The organism is Bradyrhizobium oligotrophicum (genome assembly GCF_051168495.1).
Lineage (GTDB): Bacteria > Pseudomonadota > Alphaproteobacteria > Rhizobiales > Xanthobacteraceae > Bradyrhizobium > Bradyrhizobium oligotrophicum_A.
Genome location: NZ_JBNPVB010000005.1, coordinates 56935 through 80661 on the forward strand (window position 1 = coordinate 56935; position 23727 = coordinate 80661).

The 23727-nt window shown below is 62.6% G+C and carries 26 protein-coding genes; 11 read left to right on the top strand and 15 right to left on the bottom strand.

All coding sequences use genetic code 11. The annotated features are described in order from the left end of the window. Nucleotides 1–773 precede the first annotated feature (773 nt). The 10 genes from ACQR1B_RS11960 to ACQR1B_RS12005 form a co-directional block, all read right to left on the bottom strand. On the bottom strand, nucleotides 774–1667 hold the full coding sequence (locus ACQR1B_RS11960; protein WP_434831910.1) for a sialate O-acetylesterase: 894 nt from the start codon (nucleotides 1665–1667) through the stop codon (nucleotides 774–776). 1 nt (nucleotide 1668) lies between these two features. Continuing rightward, nucleotides 1669–2865: a hypothetical protein gene (locus tag ACQR1B_RS11965; protein WP_434831909.1), complete on the bottom strand. Its 1197-nt coding sequence runs from the start codon at nucleotides 2863–2865 to the stop codon at nucleotides 1669–1671. Between the two features lie 20 nt (nucleotides 2866–2885). Further along, the gene (locus ACQR1B_RS11970) at nucleotides 2886–3185 is read right to left on the bottom strand and encodes a hypothetical protein (RefSeq protein ID WP_434831908.1); all 300 of its coding nucleotides are present in this window, start codon (nucleotides 3183–3185) and stop codon (nucleotides 2886–2888) included. Between the two features lie 17 nt (nucleotides 3186–3202). Further along, nucleotides 3203–4093 (bottom strand): hypothetical protein, encoded by an 891-nt coding sequence (locus ACQR1B_RS11975; protein ID WP_434831907.1) that lies wholly within the window; start codon nucleotides 4091–4093, stop codon nucleotides 3203–3205. 1 nt (nucleotide 4094) lies between these two features. Then, the gene (locus tag ACQR1B_RS11980) at nucleotides 4095–4739 is read right to left on the bottom strand and encodes a hypothetical protein (RefSeq protein ID WP_434831906.1); all 645 of its coding nucleotides are present in this window, start codon (nucleotides 4737–4739) and stop codon (nucleotides 4095–4097) included. Next, nucleotides 4736–4963 (bottom strand): hypothetical protein, encoded by a 228-nt coding sequence (locus ACQR1B_RS11985; protein WP_434831905.1) that lies wholly within the window; start codon nucleotides 4961–4963, stop codon nucleotides 4736–4738. Before ACQR1B_RS11985 ends, ACQR1B_RS11980 begins: the two co-directional genes overlap by 4 nt. Continuing rightward, the gene (locus ACQR1B_RS11990) at nucleotides 4960–5733 is read right to left on the bottom strand and encodes a hypothetical protein (RefSeq protein ID WP_434831904.1); all 774 of its coding nucleotides are present in this window, start codon (nucleotides 5731–5733) and stop codon (nucleotides 4960–4962) included. The genes ACQR1B_RS11985 and ACQR1B_RS11990 overlap by 4 nt, the downstream gene beginning before the upstream one ends. Before the next feature lie 47 nt (nucleotides 5734–5780). After that, a complete protein-coding gene (locus ACQR1B_RS11995) occupies nucleotides 5781–5987 on the bottom strand; it encodes a hypothetical protein (protein WP_434831903.1) in 207 nt (68 codons plus the stop codon). A 214-nt stretch (nucleotides 5988–6201) separates the two neighbouring features. Further along, nucleotides 6202–7467, bottom strand: a complete 1266-nt coding sequence (locus tag ACQR1B_RS12000; RefSeq protein WP_434831902.1) for a tyrosine-type recombinase/integrase — start codon at nucleotides 7465–7467, stop codon at nucleotides 6202–6204. 377 nt (nucleotides 7468–7844) lie between these two features. Further along, nucleotides 7845–9146: a sulfotransferase family protein gene (locus ACQR1B_RS12005; protein WP_434831901.1), complete on the bottom strand. Its 1302-nt coding sequence runs from the start codon at nucleotides 9144–9146 to the stop codon at nucleotides 7845–7847. A 296-nt stretch (nucleotides 9147–9442) separates the two neighbouring features. Between ACQR1B_RS12005 and ACQR1B_RS12010 the strand changes: the two genes are divergently transcribed. After that, nucleotides 9443–9601: a hypothetical protein gene (locus ACQR1B_RS12010; RefSeq protein WP_434831900.1), complete on the top strand. Its 159-nt coding sequence runs from the start codon at nucleotides 9443–9445 to the stop codon at nucleotides 9599–9601. Between the two features lie 34 nt (nucleotides 9602–9635). Here the strand turns inward: ACQR1B_RS12010 and ACQR1B_RS12015 are convergent, their stop codons facing one another. Continuing rightward, nucleotides 9636–10211, bottom strand: a complete 576-nt coding sequence (locus ACQR1B_RS12015) for a nucleoside 2-deoxyribosyltransferase (protein WP_434831899.1) — start codon at nucleotides 10209–10211, stop codon at nucleotides 9636–9638. A gap of 288 nt (nucleotides 10212–10499) precedes the next feature. On the opposite strand from ACQR1B_RS12015, the gene ACQR1B_RS12020 reads away from it, so the two are divergent. Then, nucleotides 10500–11183, top strand: a complete 684-nt coding sequence (locus ACQR1B_RS12020) for a hypothetical protein (RefSeq protein ID WP_434831898.1) — start codon at nucleotides 10500–10502, stop codon at nucleotides 11181–11183. A 239-nt stretch (nucleotides 11184–11422) separates the two neighbouring features. Here ACQR1B_RS12020 and ACQR1B_RS12025 read toward each other — a convergent pair whose 3' ends face one another. Continuing rightward, nucleotides 11423–11953, bottom strand: coding sequence for a peptidoglycan-binding domain-containing protein (locus ACQR1B_RS12025; protein ID WP_434831897.1), 531 nt, complete (start codon nucleotides 11951–11953; stop codon nucleotides 11423–11425). Nucleotides 11954–12905: 952 nt separating this feature from the next. On the opposite strand from ACQR1B_RS12025, the gene ACQR1B_RS12030 reads away from it, so the two are divergent. The 3 genes from ACQR1B_RS12030 to ACQR1B_RS12040 all read left to right on the top strand — a co-directional run bounded on the left by ACQR1B_RS12030 (nucleotide 12906) and on the right by ACQR1B_RS12040 (nucleotide 15780). Next, nucleotides 12906–13673, top strand: coding sequence for a hypothetical protein (locus ACQR1B_RS12030; RefSeq protein WP_434831896.1), 768 nt, complete (start codon nucleotides 12906–12908; stop codon nucleotides 13671–13673). Nucleotides 13674–13699: 26 nt separating this feature from the next. Then, complete coding sequence (locus ACQR1B_RS12035; protein ID WP_434831895.1) at nucleotides 13700–14494, top strand: hypothetical protein; 795 nt, start codon at nucleotides 13700–13702, stop codon at nucleotides 14492–14494. An 836-nt stretch (nucleotides 14495–15330) separates the two neighbouring features. Then, on the top strand, nucleotides 15331–15780 hold the full coding sequence (locus ACQR1B_RS12040) for an NUDIX hydrolase (protein WP_434831894.1): 450 nt from the start codon (nucleotides 15331–15333) through the stop codon (nucleotides 15778–15780). 13 nt (nucleotides 15781–15793) lie between these two features. Here the strand turns inward: ACQR1B_RS12040 and hpaD are convergent, their stop codons facing one another. Both hpaD and ACQR1B_RS12050 read right to left on the bottom strand, forming a co-directional pair. Next, entirely contained in the window at nucleotides 15794–16711 is a 918-nt protein-coding gene (gene hpaD, locus ACQR1B_RS12045) for a 3,4-dihydroxyphenylacetate 2,3-dioxygenase (protein ID WP_434831893.1), read from the bottom strand. 177 nt (nucleotides 16712–16888) lie between these two features. After that, on the bottom strand, nucleotides 16889–17410 hold the full coding sequence (locus ACQR1B_RS12050; protein WP_434831892.1) for an Hsp20/alpha crystallin family protein: 522 nt from the start codon (nucleotides 17408–17410) through the stop codon (nucleotides 16889–16891). Between the two features lie 481 nt (nucleotides 17411–17891). Between ACQR1B_RS12050 and ACQR1B_RS12055 the strand changes: the two genes are divergently transcribed. Together ACQR1B_RS12055 and ACQR1B_RS12060 are read left to right on the top strand one after the other, a co-directional pair. Continuing rightward, nucleotides 17892–19643: an ATP-binding protein gene (locus ACQR1B_RS12055; protein WP_434831891.1), complete on the top strand. Its 1752-nt coding sequence runs from the start codon at nucleotides 17892–17894 to the stop codon at nucleotides 19641–19643. 85 nt (nucleotides 19644–19728) lie between these two features. Next, nucleotides 19729–20313: a peroxidase-related enzyme gene (locus ACQR1B_RS12060; protein ID WP_434831890.1), complete on the top strand. Its 585-nt coding sequence runs from the start codon at nucleotides 19729–19731 to the stop codon at nucleotides 20311–20313. 5 nt (nucleotides 20314–20318) lie between these two features. Here the strand turns inward: ACQR1B_RS12060 and ACQR1B_RS12065 are convergent, their stop codons facing one another. After that, nucleotides 20319–20945, bottom strand: coding sequence for a ParB-like protein (locus ACQR1B_RS12065; protein WP_434831889.1), 627 nt, complete (start codon nucleotides 20943–20945; stop codon nucleotides 20319–20321). A 226-nt stretch (nucleotides 20946–21171) separates the two neighbouring features. Between ACQR1B_RS12065 and ACQR1B_RS12070 the strand changes: the two genes are divergently transcribed. The 4 genes from ACQR1B_RS12070 to ACQR1B_RS12085 all read left to right on the top strand — a co-directional run bounded on the left by ACQR1B_RS12070 (nucleotide 21172) and on the right by ACQR1B_RS12085 (nucleotide 23700). Continuing rightward, nucleotides 21172–21522, top strand: a complete 351-nt coding sequence (locus ACQR1B_RS12070; RefSeq protein WP_434831888.1) for a hypothetical protein — start codon at nucleotides 21172–21174, stop codon at nucleotides 21520–21522. 214 nt (nucleotides 21523–21736) lie between these two features. Then, entirely contained in the window at nucleotides 21737–22018 is a 282-nt protein-coding gene (locus ACQR1B_RS12075) for an acyl carrier protein (RefSeq protein ID WP_006609130.1), read from the top strand. 9 nt (nucleotides 22019–22027) lie between these two features. Then, entirely contained in the window at nucleotides 22028–22498 is a 471-nt protein-coding gene (locus ACQR1B_RS12080; RefSeq protein ID WP_434831887.1) for a 3-hydroxyacyl-ACP dehydratase FabZ family protein, read from the top strand. Further along, nucleotides 22495–23700 carry a beta-ketoacyl-ACP synthase gene (locus tag ACQR1B_RS12085; RefSeq protein ID WP_434831886.1) on the top strand — a complete coding sequence of 402 codons (1206 nt, stop codon included), beginning with the start codon at nucleotides 22495–22497 and terminating at the stop codon, nucleotides 23698–23700. Before ACQR1B_RS12080 ends, ACQR1B_RS12085 begins: the two co-directional genes overlap by 4 nt. Nucleotides 23701–23727 lie beyond the last annotated feature (27 nt).

Consider the following 23727-nt stretch of genomic DNA (forward strand, 5'->3'; position numbering starts at 1 on the left):
TTTCGAGCGTCATATTGTCGTTCCCATTCCCTTTCGGCCTCCCTCTGCGCCTTCCATTCCGCGAGCGTCATTTCTTGAGATTCAGCGCCTGTCGACTGAGCCGAAATCCCGGACGCCCTGTCGAGCGCAAGGTCGATCGCCTTGCGGTCCCATCGGCGTGTGCTCGGCAATGGTGGCGGCATGATCCCGGTCGCGACCCACTTTGACCAGGTGGCCGGCGTAATTCCGCAATATGCCGCGGCTTGGCGCCCACTCATCAGGCGAGGTTCGGGATCACTCATGCGGCACTCGTTAGCACATTCGCCGCGGTCGGGCCGTAGACAATCAACATAACTAATTCTTTGCACTGAAAATCGCTGCAACGCACGCTTATGTAATTAGTTTACATACAAGAATCTTTGGAACTTCGTTCTCTTGATCTCGCAGGGACACCACGCTTCGATGCGCGCGTGCAACCTGGAGACTGAGCGTGCGCGACAGAACAAAGTTCGCTCTCGGTGCAAGTGCTGTTGCGGCTCTGCTACTTGGCACGCCAAGCGGGTCCGCCCGGGTGGTTGTTATTTATTAACGATCCCTCGAAACCGGGAGGGACATACGATGGACGAAGCCGAACAGATTGCTCGAGCCGAATGCGCTGCGGCAGGGCTGGACCCGGACGAAAAAGTCTTCGTACAAGCTTGGGATCCGTCACCAGATTGCGAACCCGTCATTCATCCGGGCTCATGTGTGATCCGGGGCGTAAATCGCCCACGTTGGCGCTCCTACCTTACTTGTTAGACGAACGGCGAGCCGTAGGCTGCGAGCGCCGTTTTCCATGCGGCGGCGAAAGCGGCGCCGCCGGTCGTGCTCCAATGCGTATTGTCTGACTGCCGGTTTGCTCCAGTCAGGGAGTCGCCGTTCGGCCCGGCCCATACGCCATTGCTGCGATTGACCAAGGCCGCCTGCGCGGCGGTCACGTTGGAATCGGTCAGCGAGTTGATATAGCTCATCTGAGCTATGAAGATCGGCGTTGTTGGCCAGAAGCCCCGGCACGTCGAAATCATGCTGTTGCCGCTGGTGGTGTAGGCGGCCTGCGAAGTGTGCCCGTTGTCGCTTTCGCCCTGGCAATACAGAACAGCAGAAGGACTCAATCCCGCAACTGTAAGTCGGTTCGCCATGACGCCAATTCGTGGGTTGTTGGATCCGCCAACAGCCCAATCGGCGACGTATGATCCACCGACACCCATTGTCGCTACGATCACGTTGACCGCAACACCGTCGGTGATCATGCTGTCCGCTAGGATGCCGGGCCAATTGCCGTTGGGCCACTTGTTGGGCAACCCGAAATCAACGTTGCCGGTGCACCCGAGCAACGGATCAATCGGCTTTCCGACTGGCGCCCGGTATGTCCCGCCGTCGCAGAAGTTGAAATTCAGCACGCCGATTCGATTTGTCGGCGTGTATAGCGCCGGCATAACGTTGGTACCGTTCGACTGCGAAATGACCACCAGAACGAGGGTCTTTCCGCTCAGCGTCGAGAGATCGACGAGTTCCTTTCCGTTTGGATTATTCCAATCGGGGAAATAGTTGATATTCGGATTGCCTGCAACGAACGGTGCGAGCACGGCCAATGAATTCGGGTCGTTGCTCGGTCGGCTGATAGCTTGCGCGATAGATGGAACGAACATCTTAGTTCGACACCGTTCCAATAATTCCCGCGATGTTGTTTGCAGACGTCGCAAGCCACGTCTGCGTATTGCTGCCTCCGCCGAATTCAAGCCACGTCACTTTATGGCGGCCGATACCGGGGTATCCGTTGTACGTGGCTGTCGTCGGAACGTAGATCGTGCCGGACAGGTTTGCAATCTGCACCAGTTGGGCAGAGTTGCCGGATGTGCTGTCAATTCCGATTCCAACGTTGACGTTGTTCACTCCGGTGTTGTTGACAACCAGCGACTGCACATGTGCCCAAATTGGACGCGACACGCACACCATATATTCGAACTGGTTTGCAGCGTTGTTGTTGGCCTGCCTGTAGGATGCGGTGCTATAAGTCCAAGACCCCGCCGGGTCCGTCGCATACATAAAACGCGGGACTTCATTGTAGCGGTTGGACAGAAAGCGCTTACTGTGACTGTCTTCAGTTTGGCCGGTTGTACCGATCGTTTGGAATGACCCGATCAATCGACGCGACGGATCGCCGCTCTTGACGTCGATTCCATCCTGTTTCGTGATTGCGGTTGCGCGCGTCGTGTCGTTGGTCCAAGCGAGAGTTTCGAGCCCGATCGTGCTGCCGGTGTCGTAAGCGAAAACGTCGAACGCTTGGTTGGCCGTTGCACCGCTCAACGACAACGACGGCTCGGTGAACTTGCGCAGCACCCATCGACCAGTCGACGGCTCGAAAACGGCGAGCACGTCGCCCTTGGCTTGCCCGTAATAGAGCGTTGTTGCACTGGTCACATCTGCGCTGGTCTCGGCGACACCCGACGTCAGACTCAGACGCCCTTGCGGTTCCGGAAAGAGCGACATGCCGCCCGGAATGAACGGCACACCGTCGGCGCGGCTGATCCACATCACCAGCCAAGTGCCGTCGCCGATCGGAAGCAGGCGGCACGAGTCGCCGGGCGAAAACGTGTAGCTCGCCCCGCCGGGCATGATCAACCACCTGGCGGAATGAACGAAGGTCGGCCGACCGGTCATGTAGAGATCGATAGGCGGACCCTTCGGCCAGGCTGGCAGGGTGCGCACGGTTCCGGTGCCTTCAACAGCGTAAACGTCGCCAGCCTTGTGGAGGGGCAATTCCGACATAGAGGAGAGCACACCACCAAAGCGGTGCATCGGTGGTGGGTTCGAGCTGGCCGGAAGCGACGAAACCATGTTGGTCATGTGAGATAGAATCCTTCGATTCAGGGCTGTACGATTTCCGCCACCGGCTTGCCGCCGTTACCGAGATAGCTCACGAATTCGACAAAGGGGGCCGTGAGATTGACCAGGCCAGCGCGGTAAACCATGTCCTCGACTTCGGACGGCTTCTTTCCCAGTCCAGCCGCCGCAACCGCGGTGTAGATGTCATGATCCAGCATTCCGAGACGCGCGAGCGCGCCGTTGTAGCTGCCTGCCACTGCATTGATCGTCTTTGCCGCGGCGAGACTGCAGCGAAGCGTTCCGATCGGCGTATCAACTTCACCATTGCTCTTGTCGGCCATCGTCCAATCTTTCGGTGTTAGAGTTGCCGCGTTTTGCGGGCGTTTGTGACGGTTGAGACGATTCTGCTTGGCAACTCCGCTTTGAGCTGCGCAAGCTCATTTTTTACGCGCTCGAGGCCGTCCTTGTCGGCTCCGCGCGCATCTATGGAAACCGTCACAGGCGCATTCACGGTGCCGCCTTCCCGACCACCGAATGGCAGCCGGCGCACGCCGCCGCCCGCGTCCAGGGATCCCCCATCAGCGAAGCCGGGCAGGTAGGGACGGGAGATATGGTTCGGGATCACCGTCACGCTGTTGTTGCGGTTGACCTTGATCAATTCCGGTCCGCGCTCGCCGACCACGCCCCAACCCGGGCCGAATGTGCCGCCGTTGGCCGCCTTGAAACCGACTGTCGGCATGACATAATCGCCGACATTGATCGATCCCATCGTCGTACCACTGTCACCGCCGCCGATGCCGAGCAAGCTCAATAAGCCGCCGCCGGAGCCGCCTAGCGCCGACGCGAACAGTTTGTCGGCCGCCATCTGCGCAAGCTTGTCAGCGATCGTGCCGAGCGCGTTAAGGCCGGCGCTCTTGAATGCATCCCATGCGTTCGCACCCTGGCGAATCTGTTGCCCGAACTGCGCGAAGAAATTGCGGTTGACGCCCATTCCCTCGACGAGCGCGGAGTCGAGTTGCTTGCGTGCGTTGCCGACCTCATTCAAAGCAGATTGAAACTGCGGCAGGAGCGAACCGGCGACTCTGGCTTGCTCGGCGAGGTCTTCCATTTGCTTAGCCGCATAGTTGTTGGCGGCTGCGAACTCCTCGACGTTCCTCGGATCCAAGAGTCCGCGATCGACGAGCGATTGCATGTTGTCGCGAAGCGCCTTGGTCACTTCACTGACTCGGAAAATACCCATGCTGGCCATTTCACGACTCCGGTGACATGCGAAAGCCGATGCGATCCTCGCACCAGGTGTGCAGCGTTCGTTGCTCAATCCTATCCGGCGTTATGACGGTCAGCTCGGCGGAGCCGCCGACGCGCGGATATCCATCTTCCGCGAGGATCTGGCGCTGCTCTTTGATGATCTGCTCGAGTTTGGCGGCGATCACCTCCGGAGCGTCATCCGGATCCGGCTCGATGAAGCCAGGCGCCGACGGGCCAATGAGGCTTCCACCGACCGGGTAGAACAAATACGGAGGCCAACCGTTGCCGAGACTGTCGTTTCCGCCGGGCGTGCGGATGAAGAATATTGCGGGACGGCCTGCGACAAAGCTCGTCAGAATCAATTCGAACGGCCTGTCGAGGCGATGCTGGTCGACGATCAGCGGCAGCTCTTGCGAAGTGATGGCAAAAAGCTCTTTGAATGAGCCGCCTCGGTTGATCAATTCACGCGTGGCAACATCTATGCCAAAGCTGTTGCCGCGACCCGTGATCGCAGCGGACCACTCAGGAACAGGACGCACCTTCGAAGCGAAGCCGCGGACAAAACCAGCATCGTCGTAGCTCGCCGTGTCCGTCACCATCACAATGGTGTTGTGCTTGGCGGACCCGAAGATATTGACCGCAGTCATCGGACTGCCTCCAGCGCCATCTTGAGCTTGAGGTCTACTTCGATGACCGCGCGATAAAACGCCTCGAGATGGCCATCTGCTTCGCAGGAGTCTTTGACGTCGCGAAACCGCTCGATCGCGGCCTCGTGCGCCTGTTCGACGTCCGACGCGTCGCCGGCTGCCACGGCGCGGAGCGCCGCAGCCTCAAAGTCGAGCACGATCCGGCGGAGGGCGGGCGTGGTCATTGCAGGTTGATCGCGGCAACTTCCGCGCGCGCTTCGGCTAGAATTTTGTCGAATGGATGTGGGCCTGGCGTCGCGGACTGTGACTTTAACGGTCTTGGCGCGGCGAGCGCTTCGGCCGCGGCTTTCGCTTCTGCCGGCGCCTGTTCCGCGAGCCAGGAGTCGATCGACTGCGGGCGAATTCCGGCAGCATCGGCGAGCGCATTTGACGCGATTGCAACAGCCGTTTCGAGCACTTCGGCGAGCACTTCTTGCTCGGCGATTTCGCGCATCTGTGGTGCGGCAGTCTTGTTCAGATGCTGGCTGAGGATGTGCCCGCGGACTTCGTCCGTCAGTCCGCTGAGCGCAGCCGGTCCTTCGAAAATGGCTTCGAGCATCGATGGATTCTGCTCCGCAAGCCGTGCTATCTCGGCCACCGGTTTGCCGCGGAGAAATTGGCGGAGATCGAGGCGAAGCATCGCCGATGCGACGTCCTTATGATCGGTCACCCGTGGCGTCAATGCGTCGCGCTGCCTTTGAATATCGCGGCGGGCGAGCGCGGCGGCCGACTTGGCTTTGATCACGTCGGGCGCAAAGCTCGGCGCGACATCCCGAACCTTGGCGGTGCGACCCGTTTCCGACAAATGCTTGTCGGCTTTTGCCTCAGCACACTTCTCATTGAGTTTGTTAGGAACGCTGAGGGCCCTTTCAAAGTGAGGCAGAAGGTGCTTGGCGTTTTTCGCGTCGTTGTGGCGGCCGAAACGAAGCATGAGTTCATCGACGATGGTCGTCATGGGGATGCCCTGATGTTGAGAGTTTGCGCTGATGTTGATTGTCAACATCACGCCGCGACGATGAAACTGGCGAGAAAGGTAGGAACGTGCATGCCCCAGCGACCGGCGACCTTCTTTGCGCCAGGTACGCGGTTCTGTTCGAGCATGAACCAAGTCGCTTCTTTGGAGCGCCCGAGATACTTGCCGATGGCAGCGGCGCCCCACACGAAATCGTCGGGTACAGCGGCGAGATTGGCGGAGGTGTCGGTTTTCAAAGCGAGACTCCATCGGGGCTCGCTGCTGGCACAAAAAAGGCCGAGGCGAGCACGGGTGTGCTGTTCGCTCTCGACCATCCCGGCCGTTCAGGTTTCACCGAAGCGCTAGGGCATCACGCCCATCGTTGCCATCCCGGCAAACGCTCGACTACTCGCTTAGAAACTAAAAAACTAGTGCCCGATATTGCACGCTAATGATTAACTAAACGTTACCTTATCCGAACTTGCCCTCTGCTGCAGCCAATTCAGCGGAATCATCAGCACGCGGAAACAGGTGTCCGTATCGATCGGCCGTGATTGCGATGTTAGAGTGACCGAGCCGCTCACTCACGATCTTGAGGGGCAGTTCTAACCCGCCGTCCACCTTGCGATTTATGCACCAGCTCGCAAAGAAATGGCGGAGCGCGTGCAAGCCTGTATACTTTGCCGTGAGTACCGGATTCCCGCCCTCATCCCGAGTAGGTTTTCCCGTCTTGTCGGTCGCAGGGGCCGTTATTCCGGCAGCTATCATCGTTGGGATCAGTCCGCGTGTGATGATATTGGCGTGAAACTCGACTTTGCCGAGCCCGTTCGGAAAGACAAAATGCTGTGCCTCATTAGAATCGCGCGGACACTTCAACTTCCATTCCTTGAGCACGCGTAGCGTAGTGGGAGGGATCGGGATAGTGCGATCGCCAGACTCCGACTTGGGCCGACCGATTTCGTTATAGGCATCGGCCCTCTGGTGGACGCGAAGTTCGCCCTTTTTCAAGTCGACGTCTTGCCAACGAAGGCCCCGCAACTCTGAAGCACGCAAGCCGCAGCGAATCGCGACTAACAGAAAGGGTCGCCACCGGGCATCGGCAGCCCGCAGCAGCGCTTCGACTTCCAATGGCGTGGGAATGTCCACACCGAGTTTCAGTTTTCCCTTGGCGCGCCGTTCGGCCCTGCGCTCTTTGCCTCGCTTCCGGTTTGCCTTGAGGCTCCGCACCACGTTCTGTCCCACGTGGCCGCGCTCTTGTGCGTCGGCGAGCAGGGAGCCGAGCGAACCGGTGACGCGCTTGACCATGTCTGCGGACCTTACAGAGGCTTCCGATCGGCCAGGGGCTGGGGCTCCCTTCCGAAGCTTGTCCTGCCAGTCGCGCACGGTGGCCACGGTCAGGGCGGAGAGCTTCAGACCGCCAAGGTAGGGGTTAATATGGTCCCGCAAATGCTGCTCATACCCGTCCCGAGTGGTGCGCTCAAGATCCGCGCAGGCGTCGATCCAATTGCGGCCGGCCTCGGCGACCGTCGGGCTCTTCGAGGCGGGAACGTGCGTGCCTTTACCGAGGTCGACCCGGACCTGGGCATGAAACGCCTCTGCATCCTTCTTGCGATCAAACGTCTTGATCACGCGCTTACGTTTGCCACGCTTGTCCAGTTCGGGAATGGAATATTGCACCACGTAGGCTTCGCGCTCCTCGCCCGCCGATGTGGTCCATGCACGTTTTCTGACTGACATCCGCCCCGCTGCTCCCGCTTGACAAGAATGGAGTATACACGAGACGCAACAAGGGCGCAACATAACGCGAGATTTATGAATGATTTCAGTGATAAATCAAAGACTCTGACTCTGTTTGTCTTGGTTCGAATCCAGGTTCCCCAGCCAGTTTGATTCTGCTCCGCCCCGTTGCAGGGCGTCGATCCGGGTGACTTCGGTCTCCTCCGCGATGCCCCCATCGTCACGGCCAGCCCGCCCAGACACGGCGCTCCGCCGCGCGGACGTGCGCAACGCCGCGGATGGCGCTGCACGTCAACGGCCAGCGAAGAGCCGCCGTCCGTATCCGGGCTCATCGTGAGCCTGCAACTTCACAATCTGCAACTAACACGGCCCGGAGATCACGCCCGGCACAGCCGCGCGCCTATCCGTCGTTCCACCCAGCTGAGGTAAGCCTCCGACCGCGCCATGACCTCGGCGCGGGACAGTCCGAACTGCTCCAGCGTGTAGACGTGCTTGAAGCGGCGGCTGGCGGCGTCCGCCTTCAGGTGCCGCCGCATCAGGGTCTCGAATGCGGCCGTATAGTCGTAGCCGAACCTGGCATAGATCGCGCGGACGGTCCCGATCGGATCCTTGACGACGTCGTCGAACACGACGTCGGCGAAGCAGTCCGAAGGCGCCTCCGCGTCGGCCTGCATCATCCCGTCCATCGACTGTTCGAACAGCTCCAGCATCCGTCGACCGAGGTCGTGGAAATCGCTGCGCGCCGTGTAGGGCATCTGCAGATGGGCGATCAGGCTGGCGAGGGCCGGAATGATCTGGCAGGGATCGCGGTGCAGCCGCACGATCCGCGCATCCGGAAAGACCTTGAACAGCACCGGAAGAAAGTGGGCATGGGCCAGCGACTTGCTGACCCAGTGCCCGCCGCGATGAAACAATTGCAGGTGCTGAACCTGACGCCGGTAGCCCGCATAGAGCTGCTGCAGCCGGGACGGGCCGAGCGTCCGGAACCATCGCCAATAGTCCGGCGACCTGAGCCCGAGGATCATGTGCTGCGGGCCATGCCACATCATGTGCTGGCACTCCTCGGGGGCCTGCACGGCGAACTCGTGGATCTTGTGCAGGTCCGGCATCACGGCTGCGCGGAAATCGGATTGCGAGCGCACCCGGCCGATCCGCGGGTCGGTGACAGCGGTCTCCGGCCGCGGCGGCGGCGACGGCTCCTGCAGCTCCCACAGCCGCGGTGCGCGCGCCTGCGGATCGAGGGCGAGCAGATGATGCAGGAACGTGCTTCCCGTGCGGCCGAAACTGACCAGAAACAGCGGCTTCGCCACGGGGACGTCGACGATGTCGGGGTAGTCGGCCAGATCCTGCTCGAACTGAACGTAGCGTTCGATCCAGCCATAGATGTAGTGGCTGGCCATGTACCTGCCGAGATCGTCATAGAACGGGTCCCGCGCGACCGAGTCCGCAAGCCGCCTGATCCCTTCGACATGAAGCTCGGCGGACGCGCCCAGCGACACCGGACCGACGCGGCTCTGCGCCAGCTCCAGGAACTGATCGACGTCCAGCAAATCCCTCGCGCCGAGCTCGCGGTCCAGCGACAGCAGCATGGTGAGCAGCTGTGCCGCCTTGGGCGAGCGCCGCTCGGGAGCGACGACGATCGTCTCGTCGGGATCGGCTGTCCCGCGACGCATGGGCATGATTCCTCGTTTCGGCCAATCCGCGCAGGCTAGCCAACCGGGCGTTCGATCACAACAAAGCCAGCGTCGGCTTGATCGATCGCAGGGCACGCTGCCGGCGAAGACTTGAAGCTTGGGCGTCGTGCCGGATGGATCGGAGCCTGCGGTCACCGCCGGCCCGGGATCTCTCACCTGCAGGCGCGACGGCGCCGAACTGTGCTCGCGATCACGCCGGATTAACCCGCCATTCACCACGATCCCGATGCCACCGGAACGATACAAATTGCATCAACTTGTCCGGTTGAGGGAGACGGGACATGACCAGGCTGCAGGATCTCGAAGACCAGATCGAACGCGCCGAACGGCTCGAGCGCAGCATCGGCGACATGCTGACGATCGAGCGGCTGCGACAGTTCGCGGCCGAATGCCGGCGCGAGGCCGAGCGGCTGTCGCATCGTCGCCACCGCGCGGCGTGAACGTCACCGACGCGGCGCCCCGGCGAACACCGCGCTACGTCGATGTCGGAATCGCCTCGGACGCGAGCCGCAGACATCGCTCGAAGGCGGAGAGGTCGTGGAACGGGTCAGCGCCTCGTCCCGAACCACGCACGATCGGGTAGCCACCGTGCTCGACGACGGACCATTCGATCATCAAATTGTCGGAGTTGCCGAAATCCTCGACCGTCAGCCCATTCGCATCGCGCATTGGGCCCGACTGCGAATCGGTCGTCTCCTTCGAGGAGGCGCGGACGCGCTCCGCATATGGGGAACCATCGTTCGTGTACGCGAACACCCGCTTTCCCAATCCGACCATGAGACCCAACTCGAAAACCGTTCCCGCGTCCGCGCTCGGGCCGCGAAACGGAGTGAGATTGAAGATGCCGATGTCGGCCTTCCGCATCATCTCCTCGTTGGCGCGATAGATCAAACGATCTATTCGCTCTCCCCCGCTGGTTGTCGTAATCTCATTGTCGAAGGGGTATAAACCTTCGAACCCATACTGAGAACACAGTTGCTTTTTCTGCCGTCCCATCTGGACGGCGTCGGGCAAGAAGACGTCAGGGCCGGCTAGATAGATCTTTTGCATCGAATTGGCCTACCCGATTTGCTCGTCTCGACGCTAGTCCCGGAGAGCCGGATACGAAACAGAAAATTCCTCGACCAGACGAGATCATCAGTCCATTCGTACCGCGTTGCAGCGGGCCGTCGGAAGCTCTCGCTGAAGGCTCACGTCGAAAGCTCTCGACGCGTTCGCATCTCGTCCACCTGCCGACACACATTGCCGGGCGACACACATTACCTGGCGCCACACATTGCCGGGACGATCGCGATCTTCCGCGACCCCGTCCGAGGCGACCACAACAGCGGAGGACCCATGTCCGAGACACCGGAGCAGAAGCTGGAACGCAGCCGCTTGGTCGATCACTTCAAGCGCGCCTATCAAATCGTCGTCGGCCTTTCGATCACCATAGCCTGCACCAAGCTGTTTCCTGATCAGTTCATCACCTTCCCGCTCGACGCTTCCTTCTGGCTGTTCTGTACGTTCTTCGTCACGGTCGTCCCGATCTTCCACGGCGGCGACCGCTCGCTCGACATCAAATATCTGCACGATCGTCCGGCGGGGTTCGGCGGACACGCCGGATACGTGTGGGACGTCTACATGCTGCTCATCACGGCGATCTTCTTCGTCAAGATTGCCCAGTCGGTGCCCGGCCCCCAGGACACACGATCGACGATCCTATGCTCGCATCGTCAGACCTCTCCACGAAACTTCTATCTTTGGATGGGCTCCATGCTGATCTTCGACGCCATCGTACTGGTGATAGACGGCATCAGGAGGCTGATCGTTGGGGGAAACGAAAATCGCTTTGCCGCCTACATCCCTTGGGTCTTGATGAACGCCACGCTTGGCGCGGTCTGCATCCTTGCAGCCCATCTGCCGTCAACCTGGTCCGCCTCAACTTGGCCCTCTGCGACGATTGCGTTCCTCGTGTTCGTGGTGGCCTTGCTGCGCACGATTCTGGACTATGTCTTGGGGCACGAGTTCTTGTTCCCATGAGCGGAGAATGGTTCGCAACGACAGCGACTCGATCTTAGGTTTGCGACCGTGCCTTTGGGCTCGCGTCCGTTGTCACCAGGACACCAAGCAGGCTGCGAACCAAATCCGGGGCGGCGGATGCGCCCCGCCAATCGTCCGCATGCCCCGGGGAAATGAGCTCGCCCCGGCAAGTCGTCGTCACGGCCGTCCTTATGAAGCGCCAGGTTGCCAGAGCAGTCCTTCGAGACTGTTGGGGCGGTTCATCTTCCGAAGATGCCGCCGACCACGCTGTGCATGGCGCCGCCGATCGCGCCGATGGGGCCGCCGACCCCACGCGAACGGCGGCCACGGCTCTCCGCGCGGCGACTGGCTGGACGGTCGGATTTGCCGGCCACCGTCCCGGCGTCCATCAGGACCTTGTGCTGGGCGGCATCCAGGAAGCCGGTCGAGGGATACCCCCGCTCCTCCTGCCAGCGCGCGATGACGGCACGCGTGGAGTCGTCGAACTTTCCGGTGACCTTGGTGCCGAACCCGAGCCGGGTCAGCCTGCGCTGCACCTCGCGGCGCTTTTTCCCGGTGAGGCCGAGTTGATCCTCGGTCTCGCTGGTCGCTGCCTCCTTGGTCGCATCGCCGGTGGCGACCGACGCATCGGCGGGGGCCGAGGTCTCGGCGGGGGCAGCCGCATCGACGGGTGCCGACGCATTGCGCGGTTTGCTGCTCAGGCCAGCCTCGGCAACGTCAGCGCTGCCGACGATCGCCAGGACGGACAATGCCATGATCAAGGCGCGCATCACCATTCCCCTCGCCCTCAAATCCGCTCGACACGTCGTGCGCAGAGATACACCCCGCCGCCCCGCACACTCAATATCCGGCGGTGCCGCCGCACGTCGTTGCGGATGTAACTGTGGTCCATGGAACACGGTTCCCTCGAACCGAGCCGATTATTGCGCCGCGTTGCGAACCGAGCACGGGATCGGATGCGACCTCGATCGTTTTGCGAAAGATGGTCTGAACGACTCCGAGGGCAGCAGATTCCACCGTCGACCTCAACGGCCCCCCTCGGCCTCCTTCCATGCCGACACGTTCATCGTGGCCAAGAAGGCGCACGTCACGGCGCAGCACGGCTCCAAGGCCAAGCCTCGTTCTGCTCACGCCATGGCCTCGGCTGCTCGAGCACCCCTTCGGCGCCGGCCAACCTTCAGGCCGACGGCGGCCCCTGTGATTGCATGCGGAGCTGCAGCAACCACTGATCCTATAAGCTTGGTGGCTCCGTCATGCCCGGGCTCGTCCCGGGCATCCACGTTGTTCTGAGTGCACCCGACGACGTCGATGGCCCGAGACGAGCCTGGGCATGACGGTTTGAGACAGGCGAGATCAAAACGACGATCGTTGAATGCGGTCGCGCTACGGCATCAAGGGCATCCAGATGCAAATGCCGTCGTCGTGACAGTCGTCGCCAACCGGCGGAGGCCTAATGCGATCGGCCAGTCGCATTGACACGCAATCTCTGATTTGACTACGCGTGCGCCTCATGTCCGTATTCAGCCCATTTCGGACGTGGGCTACGGGGCAAGGGCGGCCGTGACCGGTCGGCTGGTGGCGCAGCCATCCCTTGCCGTATTTCCCGGCGTCGCGGTCGGAAAAATGCCGATTTGCCGTCGCCGCCCCCCTTTTCCTGATGCGGCGGAATACTAATTAATGGGAATGTCAGAGCGGACTAACAAGAGATTCCCGGAAGCTGGAATGAAGGCCGCCGCCACGGTCTCAGCCTACATGCTGAGGGTGGCGAGGCCGCTTTTTTGGCACATCGGGGTGCCGAACGGTGGCCCGCTGCGTGGCGCTTCAACCTTCATCATGCAGTTCGAGGCGCGCCATATAGCTGTTACCGCGGATCATGTCATAGCTCAGTATATCGACGCATTGGCTGCTGACGATCGCACGATTTGTCAAATCGGTGAGTGCCAAGTCTGGCCCGAGAAAACGCTGATCGCGCGGAGCGCTAGGCTCGATATCGCCACTTTCGAGATTGATCCAGCAAAGCTGCCCGAGATGGGAGCTGTGCCATTCGATTGTCGAAAGAATTGGCCCCCACCCGAAGTCAACGAGGGCGACACCCTGACACTTGCGGGCTATCTTGACGCCCTTCGAAATGAGATACGCCGCGGCCACTACGAGCACGAGGCGTGGGGCGCGCATGGTATCGCTGACGCCGTAAGTTCACGCGAGATCGTCACGGTCTACGACCCGGAAACGACTTTCGCAGCCGATGATGGTGTCTCAAAGCCGCCATTGGGCTTCAATATGAGTGGCTGCAGCGGTGGTCCTGTTGTAGTCTACAAGTTGGTCAACGGCCTGATGCGGTGGTTTCCGGCCGGGTTCATCTACAGGGGGCCGGACGGCGAAGCCAAAGGCGAGTTCGCTACCTTCGACCGCGTCCACATCCGTAGGCTTCACTTCATTCAATCGGATGGCACTGTCGCCGACCCTGACTCAGGTTGGCTGCCGGCATGAACCCGACAGGGGAGTCCCGTCAGCGCATGGCGCACGACATCTCTGACGCGATTCTCTCGCGCATCTCGAACTTTGCCGTGGGGTTGGTCGTTAAAGGGCCAGGCAAGGGTAGTAAGGTTCTCGGCTCGGGCGTCCTGGTGTCCATCGAGGGCCGACGCGGCATTCTGACCTGCGGGCACGTAGCAGAAGCCTATGCGAATCTCGCCGAAATTGGCTTGGTGCGCTTTGTTGCCGGAATGGGGCAGCAGCGGCGTATTCTCCAACTGGGCGACACCCAAACAGCGATCATTCAAAGCAGCGATAGCTTCTCGGAGAAGAAGGAAGTACTCGATCTAGCTTTCACAATTCTTCCACCTGACACGGCAAGCTCGATTGAGGCGCACTATGGTGTGTTTCTTAACATCGAGAAAAACCGAGCGAAGATGGAGGCTCTAGCGCCCTCAGAGGGAAAGCACGTTGATGCGATGCTGGGGCTTGTCGCAGAATTTTCCCAAACGCCTTACGTTCAGGGCAGAGAGTTTATCAGTCCGATGCTTGGCGTGCTCCATTCGGGCCATGTATGCGGTCAAGAAAATGGGCTGCTGACATTCGAGGCCATGAAATACAACCTTCATGAACTGCCTAAAAACTTTGGCGGCATGAGCGGAGGTGGCCTCTGGCGCGTCTATTTCGTAGAAAATGAGAACGAGACGAAGATCGTCGCGACAATGTTGTGCGGCATCGCTTCCTGGCAGATGGACGAAACAAGAATCGCGTGCCAAGGTTGGGATAGAATAGATCAGCTACTTCTCCCGAATGTTCGGGAGAAATTTTGCCTCTGATCAACTGACGGCATATCAGTTTGCCGCCAACTTCGGCTAAGTGGCATCTGCGACTTGATCGGACTGCCTCGTCAGGTCCGTTCATCGCCCTTAAGTGACATCTCAGGGTCTACCGATCGCCGCAACGAATCCCGCACCCGCCGGGCAACTCACCTCCCCTTCGACGCGCCAAAATATCGATCCGGACGGCTGTCGCGCCGCGGGAAACGACGAAGACTATCTGCGCAAAAACAGAAATTTCGCCTTCCCTGTCAATGCCATCCCCCTCTCCAGCCCGTCCTGCCCAAATTTCCATCTTTCGTTTTTCCGGAATTTGTGATCTTCTGCGCTGATCCGGCCTCGACACGAGGGGCGTATCGCGATCGTCACGAGACGCGAGGCCGGGAGGCGGCGGCCACGAGGTGTCGCAGCGTGCTCCGGCGCGCGGACGAACGGCATCTCGTGGACGTGAAGTCGTGTGGTCCTGGCGCCCCGATGCTGGCGCCAAGCTTTCGGGCGATGATCCCGCAAGGCGACGGTGGCTAACGAGCCGGTACACCGGGGAGAGCGCGATATAAGCGTGAAAACCGTCGCGCGGGGAATGCCGGGATGTCTCGGCTGAACCTGTGGTACCTGCCGCCTGCATTCTTTTCGCAGGCGGGCCATGGGTGCGGCCAGCGCCCGGCATTCCCTGCGCCCTCGCGTCCTGCGAGGGTCCAGACTTGCAAGGCTCGGGCACGACATGGTGTCGCGAGAGCGCTATGGCGCGCCCGAGAGCGCCGAAGGCGCCAAGAGCACCGGGAGCGCAACGGCGCGCATTCGCGCCGGCTTCGAACCTCAGCAGAAAGCGCCGTCACATGCGAGACCGCCCCTCCTCCCGGCTGCTGATCGTCGATCCCGACGACCGGCTGCTGCTGTTCAAATTCGTCCACCTCGCGGGCGCACTGATCGGACAACGATTCTGGGCGACGCCGGGCGGCGGGCTCGATCCCGGCGAGAGCTACGAGGATGCCGCCTGCCGGGAGATGTTCGAGGAGACGGGCATCCGCATCGCCGATCCCGGACCGCAGATCGCGCAGCGCTCGGTGACGTTCACGATGGTCGACGGCGAGCCGGTCAGTTCGGACGAGCGCTACTTTCTCGTCAGGGTCGACAGCGCCGACATCTCGTCGGTGCACTGGACCGAGCTGGAGCGCGCCGCCATCGCCGCGCAACGCTGGTGGCGGCCGGCCGAGCTGTCGGCGACGACCGATCAGGTGTTTCCCGAAGACATCGTCGAGATCCTCGGGCGTGCCGGCGTCTGGTGAGCCGTGTCGCCCGCTACAGCCGCCCGCCCGCGAGCGCCGCGGTCCGGGGACGGCCGATGTCCTCGATTGCGCTCGGCATCGGCGACACCGGAAACACCGCGTTGATCTGGCCCGTGCCCGAGGACGGAAAGAACGGCGTCACGACTTCGACGCCGCGGTCGTAATGGTTCCAGCCGAGCGCGCCGAGCAGCATCGCGGTGTCGTGCATGAAGCCCTCGCCATGGCCCTTGCTGGCGTATTCCGGCAGCATGTCGCAGAAGTCCGGCCACTCGCCGTGCTCCCACATCTGGATCACCTCGTGGTCGAGCCGCTCCAGGAACGGGCTGAACATCCGGTCGCGATATTCGTCGGCGGTGCCGTTCTGGGCGAAGCGATGGCTCAGCGAGCCCGATGCGAAGAACGCCACCGTGCCGTCATAGTGGTCCTCGACGGCGCGGCGGAACGCCCAGCCGAGCCTGGCGCTGTCGGCGAGATAATGCGAGGTGCACAGCGCCGACACCGACACGACCTTGAAACGCCGATCGGGGTTCATGTAGCGCATCGGAACGAGCGTTCCGTATTCCAGCGCCAGCGACGTCGCATCATGCGCCATGGTCGCGACGCCATGGGCGTTGGCGCCCTCGGCGAGGATATGGCCGAGCTCCGGATTGCCGTCATACGCGTAGGTCATGTTGGCGATGAAGTGCGGCAGCTCGTTGGAGGTGTAGAGCCCCTGGAAATGCGGCGCGCAGTTGATGTGGTAGCCGGCATTGACGAGCCAATGGGTGTCGAACACGACGATGGTGTCGACGCCGGCCTCGCGGCAGCGCCGGCCGATCTCGATGTGGCCGTCGATCGCCGCCTGCCGCTTGCCCTTGGCCGGGCCATCGAGCTCGCTGAGATACATCGACGGCACATGCGTGATCTTGGCCGCCAGTGCGAGCTTGCCCATCCTCTCGTCTCCCTTCCGATCGTTGCGCGGTGCGGCATCGCCGGCCGCTTGCTTGGCGCGCAGATTAGCCGTGCGTGCGGACGAAAAAAAGGGCCGCGAGGGCGGCCCTTGATAGGGATCTGGATCGGGACCGAAGCCGTCCGCCGCCCCGCGATCATGGGACGGCGCGGCACGCGCTCAGGCGGCCTTGATGTCGATGGTCTTGGCGGCCTTCTGCACCTCCGGCCTCTTCGGCAGGGTGACCTTGAGCACGCCCTGCCTGAACACCGCCTCGATCTTGTCGGTATCGACGCCGTCGGGAATCTGGAACGACCGCTCGAACGCCCCGAAGCTGCGCTCGCGGACGTAATAGTCCTTCCTCCTCTCCTCCTTGTCCTCCTGCTTCTCGCCCTTGATCGACAGCACGCCGCCTGCGACCTTCACCTCGACGTTCTTCTCGTCGAGGCCCGGCAGCTCGGCCGAGACCTCATAGGCGTTGTCGTGCTCGGCGACGTCGACCGCCGGCGCCACGGCGAAGGACCGTGCGCGCGCCAGGCCCGGCAGCTGGTCGAACAGCGACGGCGTGCGCCAGATCCCGCCATGGAAATCCTCGAACACGCGGTCGATCTCGCGGCGCAGGGTCTCGAACGGGCGCCATCCCGGCACGGATGGCGCGTTGGCTTTCTCGGTGTTGACGGGCAGTTTGGTGGGGTCAGCCATGATGTCATCCTCCTGCTTCACGCGAGGATCGGCTTGTCCGCGGCATGGGCACGGCCGGTGCGTTCCACGAGACCAGCCGGCCTCCGCTCCCTCGCGCTTCACGCCACAACCCTACCGGGCAAACGACGGCCCCGGATTGATCGCGATCAAATCGCCGCTGAGGTCGGTAACGACGCGTTGCGCCGCCGCCCCTCCACCACATCGGACGCTGTCGCATCGCCGGCGATGCGGAAACCTGAACGAGCCTTGCAGACGGTGAATCCAAGGTTAATCGGAACTGCTCGCGCGACGCTTTAGCACAGGATACAGAATGCCTTATGCCCCAAGGCGTTACGCCACATTCAGGAGGCGCCCTCGCAGCGCCGGGCACAGTCCCCGGAGGCCGCCGAGGCGCGCCGGCCCGTTCACAATTGTTACCCGCTTAACAGATTTTCCAATCCCTGCGGCGAAGGTATCGGCTCAACAATTCACGATAGGCTTCATGACCGTGACATCCTTCGGACGTGTGATCTCGGTGCGAGGCTCCCAGGCCCGCGTCGGCATTCTGTCGACACAGCTGATGAGCGTTTCCGATATCCGCGCCACCGTCGGCCGCTTCATCAGCATCCGCTGCCCCAGCGCCACGATCATTGCCATCATCACCGAGGTCACCAGCGAAGACCTCTCGCAGGCCTCCGAATACGTCGCGACCGCCTCGGTCGACCTGCTCGGCGAGATCCTCGGGCCCGCCGACAAGCCGAAGTTCCAGCGCGGCGTCACCCACTATCCGACCATCGGCGACGCCGTCGACATGATCACCAGCCAGGAGCTGCGCACGATCTACACGCCGACGGCGGGCGACCACATCGACATCGGCGCGCTGCAGCAGGACACGTCCGTGCGCGCCTGCGTCAATGTCGAGGAGATGCTGTCGAAGCACTTCGCCGTGCTCGGCTCGACCGGCGTCGGCAAGTCGACCGGCGTGTCGCTGCTGCTCAACGAGATCCTGAAGGCGCGGCCGAACCTGCGCATCTTCCTGCTCGACGTCCACAACGAATATGGCCGCTGCTTCGGCGAGCGCGCGCTGGTGCTGAACCCGCGCAATCTGAAGCTGCCGTTCTGGCTGTTCAATTTCGAGGAGATCGTCGACGTCCTGTTCGCCGGCCGGCCGGGCGTGCCGGAAGAGCTCGACATCCTGGCCGAGGTGATCCCGCTGGCGAAGGGCATCTACACCCAGTACCAGAGCACGGACCGCATCGGGCTGAAGCGCATCGATCCCAAGACCGTCGGCTACACCGTCGATACGCCGGTGCCCTATCGCCTCGTCGACCTGATCAACCTGATCGACGAGCGCATGGGCAAGCTCGAGAACCGCTCCTCGCGCATCATCTATCACAAGCTGATCTCGCGCATCGAGACCGTGCGCAACGACCCGCGCTACGCCTTCATGTTCGACAATGCCAATGTCGGCGGCGACACCATGGCGGAGGTCATCAGCCATCTGTTCCGCCTGCCGGCGAACGGCCGCCCGATGACGGTGATGCAACTCGCCGGCTTTCCGGCCGAGGTGGTCGATTCCGTGGTCTCGGTGGTGTGCCGCATGGCGTTCGATTTCGGGCTGTGGAGCGACGGCGTCTCGCCGCTTTTGTTCGTCTGCGAGGAAGCGCACCGCTATGCCTCCGCCGACCGCTCGATCGGCTTCGGCCCGACCCGCAAGGCGATCTCGCGCATCGCCAAGGAAGGCCGCAAATACGGCGTCTATCTCGGCCTGATCACCCAGCGGCCGGCCGAACTCGACGCCACCATCATCTCCCAGTGCAACACGCTGTTCACGATGCGCCTCGCCAACGAGCGCGACCAGTCGCTGCTGCGCTCGGCGGTGTCGGATGCCGCCGCCAATTTGCTGTCCTTCGTCCCTTCGCTCGGCACCCGCGAGGTGCTGGCGTTCGGCGAAGGCGTCGCGCTGCCGACCCGGCTGCGCTTCAAGGAGGTGCCGCCGCATCAAATGCCGCGCAGCGAGGCGACGATTGCGACCGTGCGCTCGGTCAATGCCGGCCACGACATGCACTTCGTCGCCGCCGTGCTCGAGCGCTGGCGCGGCGCCACGTCGAGCCGCGACGCGGCGGGCGATGGCGGCATCAGCAGCGGCAATGGCGGCGATCGCGGCAGCCTGTCGCTGGACGCCCCCATGCTGCAGCCGTCCATGGGCCTCGACCCCGACCGCTTCTCGCTCTTGAAGAAGCCGCTGCGCTGAGCCAGTGCCGAAGGACCAGGCGATTGCGTGCCTGCCGCGATCGACTATGGTCCGGCATCTGCCCCGCCATCCCGGATCCGTTGCCATGACGCAAGCTCCCATCAGCCGCTTTCCCGTCCCCGCGATCGACGCGCTTCCGGAGGACATCCGCACCCGCCTCCTGGCGGTGCAGGAGAAGAGCGGCTTCGTCCCCAACGTGTTCCTGACCCTGGCGCACCGCCCCGACGAATTCCGCGCCTTCTTCGCCTATCACGACGCGCTGATGGACAAGGACGGCGGCCTGACCAAGGCCGAGCGCGAGATGATCGTGGTGGCGACCTCGAGCGCCAACCAGTGCCAGTATTGCGTCATCGCGCATGGCGCGATCCTGCGCATCCGCGCCAAGAATCCTGTCATCGCCGACCAGATCGCGATCAACTACCGCAAGGCCGACATCACGCCGCGGCAGCGCGCGATGCTCGACTTCGCGATGAAGGTCGCGCTGGAGGCGCAGACGGTCGGCGATGCGGACTTCCAGGCGCTGGCCGGCCATGGCTTCAGCGAGGACGACATCTGGGACATCGCCGCGATCGCGGCGTTCTTCGCGCTGTCGAACCGGATGGCCAACGTCACCGGCATGCGCCCGAACGACGAGTTCTATCTGATGGGGAGGCTGCCGAAAGCCAAGTGAGGCGATCAGTCGTCCGACGCCGGCCCGCACCAGCCGGGCAGGTAGACCGCGTCGTGGCTCTTGGCGAGCGCCAGCGCATGCTCCATGGCGGCCGCGAAATGGGTTTCGACGGTCTTGCGCTTGACCTTGCGGCGCAGGAAATCCGCCCACAGGAACTCGCTGAACGGCGTCGTGTCCTTGGCGAAGCCGCCGGCCCGGCGCAGCTCGCCGGCGAGGCTGCGGAACGGATCGTCCTTGAGATCCGCCATCGTCTTCGGCAGGTCCTTGAAATTCCGCCGTTCGCCCTTGGCGTCATAGGGATAGACCCAGCGCTTGTTGTCCATGACGCCCCAGAAGCCGTCGCGGTCGACCATCGAGAGATCGCCGATCATGGTGACGAGCACGTCCTTGACACCCTCGTCGTGCAGCGCGCGGGCGAGGTGATGATGATCGACCACGTAATATCGCTTGTCGGGACCGAGCACGACCGGGATCATGTGCTTGCCGAGCAGCTCGGCCTGCTTCTTCTTCGATTTGTGCTCGCGCCACCGCTCGCGCTTCTCCTTCACCTCGCGCATGCCGACCGTCATCTGCGTCGGGCGCAGCGACAGGATCGGCACGGGATGCAGCAGCGGCTCCCTCGTATTGGCCATGCGTCAGCTCCGATGAACCAGGACCGTTCACTTCGACGGGATCGCCATCATGCCATGTCCCGACGCCCTTTGCAGCGCATCCGCTCCGCCGCTGCGAAGCGGCTCCGACAGGTTCCCGGTGGATACATCCAAAGAGAGAGTCGTGTCGTCGATGCAGCTCGACCCTGCAAAGTTTTTTTGTGAGGGACGGCGCCCGCGTGCTAAGAAAGAGCATCGGAGTCGAGGCATGAAGACCCAGCGCCCCATGGCCACGGAGGAAGAGCATCGCGTGGTGCCGTTCCGGCCCCGCAATGGTCCGGCGCGGCGTGTCACGGAAGGCGGCAGTCCGCCCGTCCAGCTTCACCGGCGCGAGCCCCCGACGCCCGACCTGTCGCGGTACGAACAGCCGCGCGAGGCGCCGGACGATTTCCGCCACCGCATCCTGGCCAACATCGCCGCCATCGCCTTCACGATCGCGCTGACCGCGATCGGGATCTGGCTGGCGATGAGCATCGCGGATCTGCGCAAGACTCAGGACTGCATCCTGACCGGACGGCGCGACTGCGCCCGCATCATCACCGAGACCTACACGCCCTGACGCCGTGGGCCGTGTGCCGGAGCACCTGCCGGCAGGCATCACAATCCCGTCACAACCGCCATGCCCGGCTCCATTGAACTCGCCGCGGCGCTCCGATATACGGGCACACGACTCTCGGGCGGCGACGGCAAGGGCTCGCATCGGACGCCCCCGGGGCGCGCTGCCCTGCCGCCGCCCTGCACCGGATTAGCTCCAATATATCAAAGGCTTAGTAATGTCCTCAACATTCGATCAGGTCGCTACGATCATCGCTGAAACCTGCGACATCCCGCGCGACACGATCACGCCGGATAGCCACGCCATCGACGATCTGGGCATCGACAGCCTCGATTTCCTCGACATCGCGTTTGCCATCGACAAGGCCTTCGGGATCAAGCTGCCGCTCGAGAAGTGGACGCAGGAGGTCAACGACGGCAAAGCCAGCACCGAGCAGTATTTCGTGCTGAAGAACCTGTGCGCCCGCATCGACGAGCTGGTCGCCGCCAAGGGCGCCTGAGCGCCCGCCATGCAAATCGAATATTTCAAGCTGATCGACCGCATTCTCGACCTCAAGCTGGACGAGAAGGCCATCATTGTCGAAGCCAGGGTTCCCACCGAGAGCACCATCTTCGAGGGGCATTTCCCCGGGCATCCGATCATGCCCGGCGTGCTGCTGATCGAGTCGATGGCGCAGACGTCGGGCTGGCTGCTGCTCGCGCTGATGAAGTTCGAGCGCATGCCGTTCCTGGCCGCGGTGAAGGAAGCCAAGATGCGCGGCTTCGTGACGCCCGGCGAGGTGCTGAGCGTGGAGGCCAGCGTAATCCACGAAGGCTCCGGCTACGCGATGACCGAAACGCGGGTGAAGGTCGACGGCAAACTGCGCTGCAACGCCAGCCTGACCTTCAGCCACGTCCCCTTCCCCAATCCGGAATTGCGCGGACATATGGACGCCGAGGCCAAGCGCATCGGCTTTCCGCAACAGGCGCTGCTGCCATGAGTGAGACAACGTCCGTGACATCAGCCCCCCTCGAAGTCTGGATCACCGGCATCGGCCTTGCGACCTCGCTGGGCGAAGGCCTCGATGCGAACTGGGAGGCCCTCAACTCCGGTCGCTTGAATGTCGACGAGCAGGGCTTCGCGCCCTACATCGTGCATCCCTGGGCCAAGGTGAATCTGGAAGCGCAGATCCCGAAGAAGGAACAGCGCCAGATGGAAGCCTGGCAGCGCATCGGCACCTACGCCGCCGGTCTTGCGCTGGATTCCGCCGGCCTCAAGGGCAACAAGGACATCCTGTCCCGCATGGACATGATCGTCGCCGCCGGTGGCGGCGAGCGCGACATCTCCGTCGACACCGCCATCCTCAACGCGGAAGCCGAGGGCAACTGCACGCCGGGCTTCCTCAACGACCGGCTGATGAGCGATTTGCGCCCGACCCTGTTCCTGGCGCAGCTGTCCAACCTGCTCGCCGGCAATATCGCGATCTCGCACGGCGTGTGCGGCACCTCGCGCACCTTCATGGGCGAAGAGGTTGCCGGCGTCGACGCCTTCAAGATCGCAATGGCCCGCATCGCCGGCGGCCAGAGCGACATCGCGCTGGTCGGCGGCTCGCACAATGGCGAGCGCAAGGACCTGCTCGTGCTGTACGAGTTCGGCGACTACAATCTGAAGAACGAGTTCAAGCCGGTCTGGGCCCGCAAGGACCATCCGGGCTTCGCCCTCGGATCGGCCGGCGCGTTCCTGGTCCTGGAATCCAGGCAGCACGCCGAGGCCCGCGGCGCCAAGCCGCTGGCGCGGCTCAGCAAGGTCGTGGCCGATCGTGCCCGCCGCAAGGAGGCCGGCGCCGTCACCGGGACGCTGGACCGTCTGTGGTCGGCGCTGGATGTCCACGAAGCGCCGGGCGCAATCATCACCGGCGCGACCGGCGCCGAGCCCGTGACGTCCGAGGAGCGCGCGTTCCTCGATCATCACAAGTCGTTCGCGGTGCGATCGAGCGGCACCCGCTTCGGCCACGCGATGGAAGCGCAATTCGCGCTCGGTCTTGCGCTCGCCGCATTGTCGATCTCGCGCGGCGCCCTGTTCGCGCCGGGCGACACGTCGGGCATCGAGACCGACATGAAGGATGCTCCGGCTCAGATCGTCGTGGTCGGCGCCGGCCATTACCGCGGCGAAGGCATGGCCTTGGTCGAAGCAGTCAAGTGAGCGCGGCACGGCCGGCTGATACGCGAC